Raw genomic sequence first — 11,563 nt, 5'->3', positions numbered from 1 at the left:
ATCAATCCGCGTCCAGTATTTCGTCTTCTTCGATGGTGCCGTAGGCCTCGAAGGTGCGCACCACGATTGCCAGGCCCAGGGCCAGGGTGGAGACGCCCACCACAATGGCGGTGAGAATCAGCACCTGGGGCAAGGGGTTGGAGTAGACCTGGTTTTCCATGCCCTTCTGGATAATGGGCGCGGTGCCGCCCTCGACCTTGTCCATGGTGATGTACATCAGGAATACCGCCGACTGGAAGATGGACAGGCCGATCAGCTTTTTCACCAGGTTTTTTTTGGTGATGACCGTGTACAGGCCCACCATCAGCAGGATGGCGAATACCCAGTAATTGAAGTAGCCCAGTAGTTCCAGCAGGTTCATGTGCGCATTGGCCTCTCGGCAAAAGCGTGGAAGATGCTGAGCAGGGCGCCGCAGACCGCCATGCCGACGCCGGCCTCGATCAACAGGATGCCCAGCTGCTGGCCGCTCACCGCATCGGCGGACAATACCGAGTACTCGAGGAAGTTACCCCCCAGCAGAATGCACAGCAGGCCGACGCCGCCGTAGAGGGTAGCGCCGCCGATGACCAGGGCCATGAGCACGGGCTTGGGCACCGCCCGCAGTGCCGCGGCCTCACCCTCCAGCAGGGCGTAGAGAATCACCCCCGAGGCGATCAGCGCCCCGGCCTGGAAGCCGCCGCCCGGCCCGTACTCGCCGTGGAACTGCACGTACAGCCCGAACAGCACGATAAAGGGAATGAGCAGGCGGCCGACGACCTGGGGAATCAGGTGGTGGCGCAGCCCCGAGGCCCAGGGGTCGTAGCGGCTGCCCTCGGGAGGGCGGATGCCGAGAATAAACTGCACCCCGATGCAGGCGGCGAAGACCACGAATACCTCGCCCAGGGTGTCGTAGCCGCGGAAGCTGCCCAGCACGGCGGTCACCACGTTGGGGAAGTCCATCAGCAGCGGGGTGTTCTCCAGGTACCAGGGGGCCAGGTGCTGGTGCACAGGCGCATCCGGGTCGCCGAGCGGGGGTTTGTCGAAGGAGGCGTAGATGAGCAGCGTGGCCAGCACCGCCACGACCACAAAGGCCAGTCGCCTGCCGACGCGCGCGGCCTTCTCCTCCTCGGTAGTCAGCGCCAGGGCGGAGAGAAAGATCACCGTGGTAATGCCCGCGCCCACCGCGGCCTCGGTCAGGGCCACATCGGCGGCGTCGAGGATAAAGAAGTTGGCGGCCATCAGCAGGCTGAAAATCGAGGTCAGCATGACCGCCACGAACAGGTTCTCGGTTTTCACGATGGCCAGCGCGGTGATCACCAGCAGGGACAGCAGGAACAGGGCGAACACGATAATCATGTGGTTTCGTCCTCACCCTGGGCCACCGGCCGCATTCCTGATTGCAGGGCCGCGTTGGCCAGCGCGTAGCTCGCGGTCGGCGCGGTGAGCAGCAGGAACAGCATGATGGCCACCAGCTTGGCCGAGGCCAGGGTCAGGCCCGCCTGCAGCACCAGGCCGGCAAAAATCAGGATAGTGGCCATGGTTTCCGTGAGACTGGCGGCGTGCAGCCGGCTGTAGAATTCGGGCAGGCGCAGGGCGCCGATGCCGCCGGCCAGCACAAACAGGCCTCCCGTGCAGAGCAGCGCCCAGCTGAGCACATCGAGCAGCGTGTCAATCATTCCCGGTGGCCTCCGTCTTGCGCGGTTTGGTCTGGATGAATTCCAGCACCGCCAGCACGCCAACCAGGTTGATCAGCGCGTAGGCCAGCGCCAGGTCGAGAAAGTCCGGGCGATTGAACAGGAAGGCGAGGACCGCCAGCAGCAGGGCGGTCTTGGTGCCGAACATATTGACCGCCAGTACCCGGTCATACACGCTGGGGCCGCGCAGGGCGCGGACCAGGGCGAGGATCATGGTCACCAGGATGGCGAGCGAGACAGCAATGTACATGGTCAGTCCAGCCCCAGCTTTGCCACCCGCCGCTCTGCTTCTCCACTGCGCAGGCCTCGGGCGCTGTTGGCGGTGAGACAGTGAACCAGGAGCCGGTTTTCATGCACGTCGATAGTGACCGTGCCGGGAGACAGGGTGATCGAGTTGCCGAGGATGACTTTGCCCGAGTCGGTTTTTTCACTGCTGCTGAGTTCGATCACGCTGGGCTGGATTGGCAGCGAGGGAGACAGCACCACCCGGGTGACCTCGAGGCTGGACTGGACTACTTCCTTGAGCACCCACCACCACAGCGCCGGCAGCCGCAGTAGCGCGCGCAGGGGCATGGCGTGACGGAAGGCTCCCATGCGCTTGGCCAGCCACAGGCTGAGCAGGCAGGAAAATACCCCCAGGCCGATCAGCAGCGGCTTGAACAGGCCGGACCAGAGCAGCCAGCTGGCCATCAGGATCAGGAACAGTGCCACCAGCTGCAGCGGTTTCGCGATATAGGGTGTGCTCACAGTCTTACTCGTCGCAGGGGTAGTGGTCGCGCAATGAGTCTTCCACAGTGACCCGGGCGGGAGAGTGGGCAAAATCATCGATATCGCGGGCAATGAGGTCGGCGACCACGGTAGTCACCACCTCGCGCAGCGGCACCCGATCATACAGGCAGAAACCGGTCAGGCTCCCGGGCGGGTAGTGGCTGCTCCTGCCGGGCATGCGCGTGCGCAGGGCGCGTTCAGTCAGCGCATCCAGGTTGTCCTCATCCTGCGCCAGATCCCGCAGGATACGGTCGTCGGTTACAACCGCGCCGTCGATAAAGCCCCGGATGTAGCTGCTGCAGTACTGTCCGTCGGCGCCCTCCGGGTCGCTGTCGAGATGTACGCAATGGGAGACGAGTTCGTGAATCGTCAGCACCTCCAGCGCCTGGCTGTGGGGCGCCCAGTGCACCGCCAGCAGCAGCGCGCAGGCGGTCACGTGATTACGCAACGGTCTCAACATAATTATTAGTGTCAGCTCCGTACCTCGGGGATCGAGAGGCGTAGTATAGAGGAAAGTGAGCTGAATGAAACAAGCCACTCCGCGATTCAAAACCGGGCAGAATATCAGGTTATTGGCGGCGCGGTGGCGTGCCGGCTCGCCATGGCAGGCGCTGCGGACGCGCCTAAACTTGATCCAGCTTAAGGGTGTAAACCCTGAAATTGGACTAACCTACCCTCTGTTAATGATCGAGGAGCACCGATGACTGACGAGTTGCCAGCCCTGGCCCGCGCCCCTGCGGCCCGGCCTCTGCCCGCAGTGGCGCTCTACCACGCCTGCGACCCGGCCCAGCTGCCTTTTGAGTCACTGGATGAACTGGAACCCCTGGCCGATCACTTCGGCCAGGACCGGGCAGTGGAGGCGCTGGAGTTCGGGCTGGAGATAGGCCATGAGGGCTTCAACGTATTCCTGCTGGGCAGTACCGGCGTGGGCAAGCGCGAACTGCTGGAAACCGTGCTCAGCAGCGCCGAGCGCAGCCGGCGCGGCGAACTCCGGGACTGGTGCTACGTCAATAATTTCGAGCGCCCGGACCAGCCTGTCGCCCTGAGCCTGCCCCCGGGGGGCGGCAGCCAGTTGCGCCGGGACATGGCTGAGGCGGTGGAAACCCTGCTCGCCATCATGCCGGCCACCTTCCAGAGCGACGAGTACCAGGCCCAGGTGCAGGCCCTGGGCGAGGAGTACCAGGAGCGGGAGAAAGCCGCGTTCCAGTCGCTGGCGGAGAAAGCCGGGGAGCACAACGTGGCCATGGTGCAGACACCTGGCGGCTACACCCTGGCGCCCACCAGCGAGGGTGAGATCATGTCGCCCCAGGATTTCGAGGCGCTGCCGGAGGAACAGAAAAAAGCGACCCTGGCCTATATCGAGGAGCTCAAGGAGGAGCTCAAAATCGTCGTCCGCCAGCTGCCGGGCTGGAAGATGGAGAGCCGGGAGCGCTTCAAGGCCCTCAACCAGGAGTTCAGCCAGCGCGCCATCGACCCGGTCTTCGGCCAGCTGAAGGACAAGTACCGGGAGTTTGCCGCGGTACTGACCTACCTGGAAGCGGTGCACGCCAATGTTATCGAGGAGGCCGAGTCCTTTACCGAGTTGCGGCAGGAATCGGCTATTCCGGAAAACGTGAAACAGCGGGTACGGGAGTATCCACAGTACAGCGTCAATGTGCTGGTGGATAACCGCGAACTCGATGCCGCGCCGGTCATCTACGAGGACAGTCCCACCTTTGCCAACCTGGTGGGAAGGGCGGAGCACGTGTCGCAAATGGGTACCCTGGTTACGGATTTCACCCTGGTGAAGCCGGGCGCCCTGCACCGGGCCAACGGCGGTTACCTGGTGCTGGAGGCGGACAAGGTGCTCACCAGCCCCTACGCCTGGCTGGCCCTGAAGCGGGCGCTGAAGTCCGGTGAGCTGCGCATCCAGTCCCTGGACCAGTTCTTCAGCTTTGTCAGCACCGTGCAGCTGGAGCCGGAACCCATCCCCCTGGATCTCAAGGTGGTGCTGACCGGGGACCGCTACCTGTACTACCTGCTGCAGCAATACGATCCGGAATTCGCCAGTCTGTTCAAGGTGGCCGCGGACATGTCCGAGGATATTCCGCGCTCGGCCCGGAACACCGCGCTGTTCGCCCGCATGATCCGCAGCCTGCAGCAGAGCAACGGCCTGCTGCCCCTGGACCGCGGCGGCGTGGCGCGGGTCATCGAGCAGGCCGCCCGGCGGCTGGAGGACGGCGAGCGCCTGAGCCTGCACCGCCAGCGCCTGGCCAACCTGCTGGCGGAGGCGGACTACCAGGCGCGGCGCAACAAGGCCGATGTCATTACCGCCGCGGTGGTCGACGCCAGCGTGGCCGCGGCCCGGCACCGCATGGACCAGCTCCGCGAGAAGTCCCACGAGGGTATTCTGCGGGAGATCATGCTGGTCTCCACCGACGGTACCGCGGTGGGCCAGGTCAACGGCCTGACCGTGTACCTGCTGGGGGACTATTCCTTTGGCCGCCCGGCCCGGATTACCGCCACCGCCCGCCTGGGCAGCGGCAAGGTGCTGGATATCGAGCGCGAGGTGGACCTGGGCGGACGCATTCACTCCAAGGCGGTGATGATCATCTCCGCCCTGCTGGCCAATCGTTACGCCCGCGAGCGCCCCCTGCCGCTGGCGGCGACCCTGGCCTTCGAGCAGTCCTATGGGGGTATCGAGGGCGACAGCGCCTCGGTGGCGGAATTTGTCGCCCTGGTGTCGGCCATTGCGGATATCCCGGTGCGCCAGGAACTCGCCGTGACCGGCTCCCTGAACCAGCACGGTCAGGTGCAGGCCATCGGCGGCATCAATGACAAGATCGAGGGCTTCTTCGACATCTGCCGGGCCCGCGGGCTAAGCGGCAGCCAGGGGGTGGTCATGCCCGCGGCCAACCGGGTCCACCTGATGCTGCGCCAGGATGTCATCGACGCCGTGGCGGCGGGCAGTTTCCATATTTACGCGGTGGATGACATCGACCAGGCCCTGCAGGTATTGACCGGGTTCACCACCGCCTCCATCGATACCCGCGTCGCGGCCCGGGTTGAGGCGCTGCAGGCGATCGCGCGCGAGCTGCACGCCAGGGATGCGGACAAGAACGATGGCTGACGACACCGCCCGGACCACGCTGCTGGTCCCCATCGACAACCAGGGGGTGAATCCCGCCACGCTGGAGCTGCTGGTGCGTATTGCCCAGCACCTGGACCGGCGCCTGCTGGGCCTGATCCTGGAAAACCCGCGCCTTGCGCGGGTGGCGGAGCTGCCGTTCACCACGGAAATCCTGCTCGGCAGCGGCGTCGAGCGCAGCCTGGAGCGCGACCACCTGAGCCGTCATCACAGCCAGGTGACGGCAGACACCCGCCGCCGCCTGCTGGCCCTGGCCCGGCAGGCGCGCATCGAGCTGAGTTTCGAGGAGGATCGGGGCGAACGCTGGCACTCGGCGCTGACCCGGGCCGATGGCCTGGACATCTTCATGCTGCCCCATCGGCGCTGGCAGAGCCTCGCCGGGCGCAGCCTGCCGGATCGCCGGGCGATCCCCAGGCTGGGATTGTTGATGGGCAAGGATGAGCTCGACTGCCGCCTGGTGACCACGGCGCTGGCGCTGGAGGAGGCGGGCCTGGTGGGCAGCGTGTACGCGCTGTATACCGGCAAGCCGGATATGGAGACCTGCGCGCCCCTGCTGCTGGGACGGGCGCGCTGCCACGTGCAGTCCGGCGCGCCGGCGGATGCCGCCGGCCTCACCAGCCTGATCCGCCGCTCGCCCTACGACCTGCTGATTATCGGCCGCCAGCGGCTGGCCAATATCCCGGCTGAAGTCCTCGATTCTGCCCTGGAGGCCGCCGGCGGCCAGGTCATGGTGGTGTCGTGAACAGGCCCTAAGCAAAGGAGAATCTCATGAATATCAAATCCGGAATTGCAAAGCTGGTAACGGTCACTGGCATGGTACTCAGCCTTGCAGCAGGCCAGGTGACGGCGGCTCCGGCAAATAACGATCATGACCACGGTCATGGTGCGATGGAACTCAGGCTTGATGACGGCAGCAAGTGGGCTGTCGATGCGCCACTAAGCCGCGCCATGAACAACATTCGAAGCGCCATGCACAATGAAATTGATGCTATCCATTCAGGTGAGCTGACACAGGAAAAGTACCTGGCATTGGCCAAAAAGATCAACCAAGAGGTCACTTACATGGTTGAGAATTGCAAGCTTGAACCGGAGGCCGATGCCCAGCTGCATCTGATCATTTCCCAACTGATGGAAGGTTCAGCCGCGATGGAAAACAACGCTAACGCCCGGGCTGGCGCGGTGAAGGTTGTTGGGGCGATGGAAAATTACGCTACCTATTTTGATGACCCGGACTTCACAGCGATTAAGCATTGATGTGAACCTATTCGAAAATTAACCGGACAGTAGTGATGAATATAATTTATCCAGCCTTACTCTGTTGAGCTGGGATCTGGACTTTGTCGACTTTATAAATAATAATGTCCTATATAATGAACAAATAAGATTTTATGGTTCATTAAATAAGACAGTTTATGAAAACGCAGGCAACCAGCACGCTACCAAGAGCAGCCCGCCAAGCCCTCGTCAAGCTGGGTGAGGACATTGCTGTTGCGCGCAAAAAGCGCCGGATATCGACGGTGTCCATGGCGGAGCGTGCATTCATCAGCCGGGGCACGCTCTATAAGGTCGAAAAGGGTGACCCCTCGGTCTCCATGGGCATCTACGCAACGGTGCTTTCTATCCTTGGGTTGGTGGAAGGTCTCGGAGATGTGGCCGATCGGCGTACCGATATCCTGGGGCTGGACATCGACGAAGATCGCCTGCCGAAAAAGATTCAGCCGCGCCGTCGCAAACGAGACCGCTCATGACGGACACCATCGAAATCCATATTGACCATGGCGGCGCTACACGCTTGGTCGGCCGATGCCGCTATGTCGCCAAGCGAAACAGTCAGAGCTCTGTTTTTGAATATGCCGGGGAGTGGCTGGGCACCCCGGATGCCTTTGCTCTCGATCCTGCCAATCTGCCGCTGGACGGCGGACAGATCTACACCACCTCGGATAAGTCAGCACTGCCTGGAGCGCTGCGGGATGCCGCCCCTGATCGTTGGGGGCAGCAACTGATCCGTCGTGCCTTGCGAAAATCCGGCGAAAAACGAACCCTGTCAGAAATTGATTATTTGCTGGCGATTACCGATCAAACCCGGATTGGGGCATTGCGATTCAAGCGCGAAGGCGAGGACAGTTTCGGTCACAATATCGGGCGCTACCGCGTGCCACCGCTGATCCAGCTGCCGGCGCTCATTAATGCTGCCGATGCAGTTCAAACCAATACGGACACGGCAGAAGACTTGAAGCTGCTATTGAACGAAGGATCACCGCTCGGTGGTGCTCGACCCAAGTCAGCCGTCATGGACAATGACGGCACGCTGGCCATTGCCAAGTTTCCGAAACCTGATGATGTTCGCAGTATCACCCATGGTGAAGTGCTGGCGATGAGGCTGGCAGCCAACGCAGGTATCAATGCCGCCCGGGCCCGGCTGCAGGACGTGGCCGGTCGACCGGTGGCCTTGATCACGCGTTTTGATCGGCACGATGGGAGACGTCTCCCTTTTTTGTCGGCGATGAGTTTGCTGGGCCTCAATGATGGCGACGAGGCGACCTACACCGACATTGCAGAATGTATCCGCATGTATTCAAGTGAGCCGACCAAAGATCTGCATGAACTGTGGCGGCGAATCGTCTTCGGCGTGTTGATCGGCAATCTTGATGACCATCTGCGCAATCATGGATTTCTCTATGACAGGGAAGACAAGTGGCGTCTATCGCCGGTCTATGATTTGAATCCTGTGCCGTCGGAGGAGAAAGTTCGCGAGCTCACCACCTGGATTTCAGAAGAAGCACCTGACGCGGATCTGGATATTGCGCGCAGAGCAGCGCCATTTTTTGCTTTGAAAGAGGACCAGGCCGAAGCCGTCATCGACGAGGTTTCCAACGCGTTGAAAGGGTGGCAGAGCACGGCGCGCCAACTGGGCATGAGTGCGGCGGACATCGCTGTCTATTCGACAGCGATTCAATGCGATTGAGCAGACAAAAAAGCCGAGCTGGATAGCTCGGCCTCCTTTAAATTGGTGCCCAGGAGAGGGCGGTTCCTCACGCTTTCGAAGCACTGCTTCGAGTGAGGGTTCGCGCCGGCGCTTTATCAGCCGGCCGGGAGTCCGACCCTGGAAACAAAAAAGCCGAGCTGGATAGCTCGGCCTCCTTCAAATTGGTGCCCAGGAGAGGGCGGTTCCTCACGCTTTCGAAGCACTGCTTCGAGTGAGGGTTCGCGCCGGCGCTTTATCAGCCGGCCGGGAGTCCGACCCTGGAAACAAAAAAGCCGAGCTGGATAGCTCGGCCTCCTTCAAATTGGTGCCCAGGAGAGGACTTGAACCTCCACGCCCTTGCGAGCACTAGCACCTGAAGCTAGCGTGTCTACCAATTTCACCACCTGGGCAGTTAGGTACCGCGACAGCAATACCTGAGGGCGCGCACTTTATATTTCGCACACGGCTTTGTCAATCCTCGCGTATAATGTTTTTTATGGCCGCCAAGCGCGCGGCCCGTCATCCCCGCGCAGGCGGGGATCCAGTGCCCTGTCAGCATGCGCTGCGTTCTGATCAGCGTCGGGCAGCGGCCCACACACACCACCAAAAAGGCCCCATTTATATGGCCAGAAAAGGCAAAATTGCCGACCCTCACGCCAAGCGCGAGGCCGCCAAATACGACAACCCCATTCCCAGTCGGGAGGTCATTCTCGAGGTCCTGCGGGACGCAAACAAACCCCTGAACCACGGCAAGCTGTGCAAGCGGCTGGACCTGGCCGAGCAGGAGCAGATGGACGCCCTGCGCAATCGCCTGCGAGCCATGGAGCGCGACGGCCAGATCATGTCCGATCGCAAGGGCGCCTATGGCCTGGTGGACAAGATGAACCTGGTGCACTGCAAGGTGCAGGGTCACCGGGACGGCTACGGTTTTGCCATGCCGGTGCGGGAGGGCGATGACATTTACCTCAGTTCCCGGCAGATGAATCTTGTGTTCGACGGTGACGAGGTGCTCATCCTGATCACCGGCGAGGACCGCCGCGGCCGTCCGGAAGGCAAGATCATCGAGGTGCTCAAGCGCGGCGTGACCAGCGTGGTGGGGCGTTATCAGGAGGAGAGCGGTATCGGCTTCGTGATCCCCGACAATGGCCGCCTCACCAACCAGTTCCTGATTCCACCGAAAGAGAAAAACGGGGCCCGCAATGGGCAAATAGTGACCGCCGAGATTACCGACTATCCCACCCGCAAGCTGGGTGCCAAGGCGCGGATTACCGAAATTCTGGGGGACCACCTGGACCCCGGCCTGGAAATCGACGTGGCCATTCGCTCCCACGACATCCCCTGGGAGTGGCCGGAGGAGGTGCTGGCCGAGGCCGCCGCGCTGGAGGAGGAGCCCGCAGAGGAGGACAAGCTGCACCGCGTCGACCTGCGCGACCTGGCCTTCGTCACTATCGACGGTGAGGATGCCCGGGATTTCGACGACGCCGTCTACTGCGAGAAACGCCGCTTTGGCGGCTGGCGCCTGTGGGTGGCGATTGCCGACGTGTCCCACTACGTGCGCCCCGGCTCCGCGCTGGACGAGGAAGCCAGCACCCGGGCAACCTCCGTGTATTTTCCCGAGCGCGTGGTGCCGATGCTGCCGGAGGCGCTGTCCAACGGCCTCTGTTCGCTGAAACCGGCGGTGGACCGGCTGGCCATGGTCTGTGAAATGGAGATTGGCAAGGCCGGCAAACTGGGCAAATACCGCTTTTACGAGGCGGTGATTCACTCCCATGCGCGCCTGACCTATACCCAGGTGGGCGAGGTGCTGGAAAACGGGGATCACCCGGATGTGGACAAGGCTCGCGAGCCAGACATCCGCCGTTTGCACGACCTGTACAAGGCGCTGCGCGGGGCCCGCGATGTGCGCGGGGCGATCGATTTCGACACGGTGGAAACCCGCATCATTTTCGATGAGCAGAAAAAGATCGAGTCCATCGTCCCGGTGGTGCGCAATGACGCCCACAAGCTCATCGAGGAGTGCATGCTCTGCGCCAACGTGGCCGCAGCCGGTTTCTTCGAGGCCAACAACATCCCGATGCTGTACCGGGTGCACGAGGGGCCGAGCGAGGAGAAGCTGGAAAATCTGCGCAAGTTTCTCGGCGAACTGGGGCTGGACCTCCGCGGTGGAGCCCGGCCCACGCCGCTGGATTACCAGCAGCTGCTGGAACAGGTGAAGGACCGGGACGACGCCCACGTCATTCAGACCATGTTACTGCGCTCATTGAGTCAGGCGGTGTACCAGCCAGACAACAACGGTCACTTCGGGCTGCACTACGATGCCTACGCCCACTTTACCTCGCCGATCCGTCGCTACCCGGACCTGTTGGTGCATCGCGGTATTCGCCACCGGCTTCGCTCCAGGAGCAAGACCCAGCATATCCTGCGGGTGAAGGGCGCCGAGCCCATTCCCGGCAAGCGCATTTTCCCCTACGACCACGCGGCCATGGTGGTATTCGGCGAGCACAGCTCCATGGCCGAGCGCCGGGCCGATGACGCCACCCGCGAGGTCAATGCCTGGCTCAAGTGCGAGTACCTGCAGGAGCACGTGGGCGATGAGTTTGACGGGGTGATCGCCGCGGTGACCAGTTTCGGCCTGTTCGTGGAGCTGGTGGACATCTATATAGAAGGCCTGGTGCACATTACCGCGCTGCCGGGGGATTACTACAATTTCGATGCCGCCAAACAGCGGCTGACAGGTGAGCGCAGCGGGCGCAGCTTCCAGCTCGGCGGCAAGGTGCGGGTGCAGGTGGCGCGGGTCGACCTGGATGATCGCAAGATCGACCTGGAGTTGCTGGATGCCAAACCGCCGAAGAAGGCCCGGGGCGGCGGCGCCGGCAAGAAAACCGGCGCCAAACAGGCGAAAAAGGGCAAAAAGCCGGGCAACAGCGGCAAGAAAAAGCCCCAGGGCAAGACCGGGATGCGGCGCCGGTACTAGCCTGACCAGTGATCCCGGCGAACAAGGTGAATTGCGCTGAAAGCGCAAGAGAGGGT

Annotated in this window: 12 protein-coding genes and 1 tRNA gene; 6 read left to right on the top strand and 7 right to left on the bottom strand. The window is 62.4% G+C overall.

Annotation, left to right across the window (positions count from 1 at the left end; all coding sequences use genetic code 11):
• Nucleotide 1: 1 nt before the first annotated feature.
• From DWB85_RS08240 to DWB85_RS08215, 6 genes are read right to left on the bottom strand one after another with little or no spacing between them, the layout of a single operon-like run.
• Nucleotides 2-361, bottom strand: a complete 360-nt coding sequence (locus DWB85_RS08240; RefSeq protein WP_117953738.1) for a cation:proton antiporter subunit C — start codon at nucleotides 359-361, stop codon at nucleotides 2-4.
• On the bottom strand, nucleotides 358-1,335 hold the full coding sequence (locus tag DWB85_RS08235) for a DUF4040 domain-containing protein (RefSeq protein WP_117953737.1): 978 nt from the start codon (nucleotides 1,333-1,335) through the stop codon (nucleotides 358-360). The genes DWB85_RS08240 and DWB85_RS08235 overlap by 4 nt, the downstream gene beginning before the upstream one ends.
• Entirely contained in the window at nucleotides 1,332-1,655 is a 324-nt protein-coding gene (gene mnhG, locus DWB85_RS08230; RefSeq protein ID WP_117953736.1) for a monovalent cation/H(+) antiporter subunit G, read from the bottom strand. Before mnhG ends, DWB85_RS08235 begins: the two co-directional genes overlap by 4 nt.
• Nucleotides 1,648-1,923, bottom strand: coding sequence for an MrpF/PhaF family protein (locus DWB85_RS08225; protein ID WP_239017263.1), 276 nt, complete (start codon nucleotides 1,921-1,923; stop codon nucleotides 1,648-1,650). The genes mnhG and DWB85_RS08225 overlap by 8 nt, the downstream gene beginning before the upstream one ends.
• 2 nt (nucleotides 1,924-1,925) lie before the next feature.
• Nucleotides 1,926-2,420 carry a Na+/H+ antiporter subunit E gene (locus DWB85_RS08220; RefSeq protein ID WP_205422692.1) on the bottom strand — a complete coding sequence of 165 codons (495 nt, stop codon included), beginning with the start codon at nucleotides 2,418-2,420 and terminating at the stop codon, nucleotides 1,926-1,928.
• A 4-nt stretch (nucleotides 2,421-2,424) separates the two neighbouring features.
• Nucleotides 2,425-2,901 carry a Rap1a/Tai family immunity protein gene (locus DWB85_RS08215; RefSeq protein WP_133300586.1) on the bottom strand — a complete coding sequence of 159 codons (477 nt, stop codon included), beginning with the start codon at nucleotides 2,899-2,901 and terminating at the stop codon, nucleotides 2,425-2,427.
• Nucleotides 2,902-3,141: 240 nt separating this feature from the next.
• Between DWB85_RS08215 and DWB85_RS08210 the strand changes: the two genes are divergently transcribed.
• From DWB85_RS08210 to DWB85_RS08190, 5 genes are all read left to right on the top strand, one after another.
• The gene (locus DWB85_RS08210; RefSeq protein WP_117953734.1) at nucleotides 3,142-5,550 is read left to right on the top strand and encodes a Lon protease family protein; all 2,409 of its coding nucleotides are present in this window, start codon (nucleotides 3,142-3,144) and stop codon (nucleotides 5,548-5,550) included.
• Nucleotides 5,543-6,310, top strand: a complete 768-nt coding sequence (locus DWB85_RS08205; RefSeq protein ID WP_117953733.1) for a hypothetical protein — start codon at nucleotides 5,543-5,545, stop codon at nucleotides 6,308-6,310. Before DWB85_RS08210 ends, DWB85_RS08205 begins: the two co-directional genes overlap by 8 nt.
• Before the next feature lie 26 nt (nucleotides 6,311-6,336).
• Entirely contained in the window at nucleotides 6,337-6,822 is a 486-nt protein-coding gene (locus tag DWB85_RS08200) for a hypothetical protein (RefSeq protein WP_117953732.1), read from the top strand.
• A 158-nt stretch (nucleotides 6,823-6,980) separates the two neighbouring features.
• On the top strand, nucleotides 6,981-7,316 hold the full coding sequence (locus DWB85_RS08195; protein ID WP_117953731.1) for a helix-turn-helix domain-containing protein: 336 nt from the start codon (nucleotides 6,981-6,983) through the stop codon (nucleotides 7,314-7,316).
• Nucleotides 7,313-8,533: a type II toxin-antitoxin system HipA family toxin gene (locus DWB85_RS08190; protein ID WP_117953730.1), complete on the top strand. Its 1,221-nt coding sequence runs from the start codon at nucleotides 7,313-7,315 to the stop codon at nucleotides 8,531-8,533. The genes DWB85_RS08195 and DWB85_RS08190 overlap by 4 nt, the downstream gene beginning before the upstream one ends.
• A 323-nt stretch (nucleotides 8,534-8,856) precedes the next feature.
• On the opposite strand, the gene DWB85_RS08185 is transcribed toward DWB85_RS08190, so the two are convergent.
• Nucleotides 8,857-8,943, bottom strand: a tRNA-Leu gene (locus DWB85_RS08185).
• A gap of 212 nt (nucleotides 8,944-9,155) precedes the next feature.
• Here DWB85_RS08185 and rnr point away from each other — a divergent pair.
• Nucleotides 9,156-11,507, top strand: a complete 2,352-nt coding sequence (rnr, locus tag DWB85_RS08180; RefSeq protein ID WP_117953729.1) for a ribonuclease R — start codon at nucleotides 9,156-9,158, stop codon at nucleotides 11,505-11,507.
• Nucleotides 11,508-11,563 lie beyond the last annotated feature (56 nt).

The sequence above is a fragment of the Seongchinamella sediminis genome (genome assembly GCF_003457605.1).
GTDB classification, from domain to species: Bacteria; Pseudomonadota; Gammaproteobacteria; order Pseudomonadales; family Halieaceae; genus Halioglobus; species Halioglobus sediminis.
The sequence above is the reverse complement of the archived record's forward strand: the minus strand, read 5'-3'. Positions and strand labels throughout refer to the sequence as shown.

Excerpts from the sequence above, each read along its gene's own strand:
- DWB85_RS08240 (WP_117953738.1), bottom strand. The coding sequence starts at position 361 with ATGAACCTGCTGGAACTACTGGGCTACTTCAATTACTGGGTATTCGCC.
- DWB85_RS08235 (WP_117953737.1), bottom strand. The coding sequence starts at position 1,335 with ATGATTATCGTGTTCGCCCTGTTCCTGCTGTCCCTGCTGGTGATCACC.
- mnhG (WP_117953736.1), bottom strand. The coding sequence starts at position 1,655 with ATGATTGACACGCTGCTCGATGTGCTCAGCTGGGCGCTGCTCTGCACG.
- DWB85_RS08225 (WP_239017263.1), bottom strand. The coding sequence starts at position 1,923 with ATGTACATTGCTGTCTCGCTCGCCATCCTGGTGACCATGATCCTCGCC.
- DWB85_RS08215 (WP_133300586.1), bottom strand. The coding sequence starts at position 2,901 with ATGTTGAGACCGTTGCGTAATCACGTGACCGCCTGCGCGCTGCTGCTG.
- DWB85_RS08210 (WP_117953734.1), top strand. The coding sequence starts at position 3,142 with ATGACTGACGAGTTGCCAGCCCTGGCCCGCGCCCCTGCGGCCCGGCCT.
- DWB85_RS08205 (WP_117953733.1), top strand. The coding sequence starts at position 5,543 with ATGGCTGACGACACCGCCCGGACCACGCTGCTGGTCCCCATCGACAAC.
- DWB85_RS08200 (WP_117953732.1), top strand. The coding sequence starts at position 6,337 with ATGAATATCAAATCCGGAATTGCAAAGCTGGTAACGGTCACTGGCATG.
- DWB85_RS08195 (WP_117953731.1), top strand. The coding sequence starts at position 6,981 with ATGAAAACGCAGGCAACCAGCACGCTACCAAGAGCAGCCCGCCAAGCC.
- DWB85_RS08190 (WP_117953730.1), top strand. The coding sequence starts at position 7,313 with ATGACGGACACCATCGAAATCCATATTGACCATGGCGGCGCTACACGC.
- rnr (WP_117953729.1), top strand. The coding sequence starts at position 9,156 with ATGGCCAGAAAAGGCAAAATTGCCGACCCTCACGCCAAGCGCGAGGCC.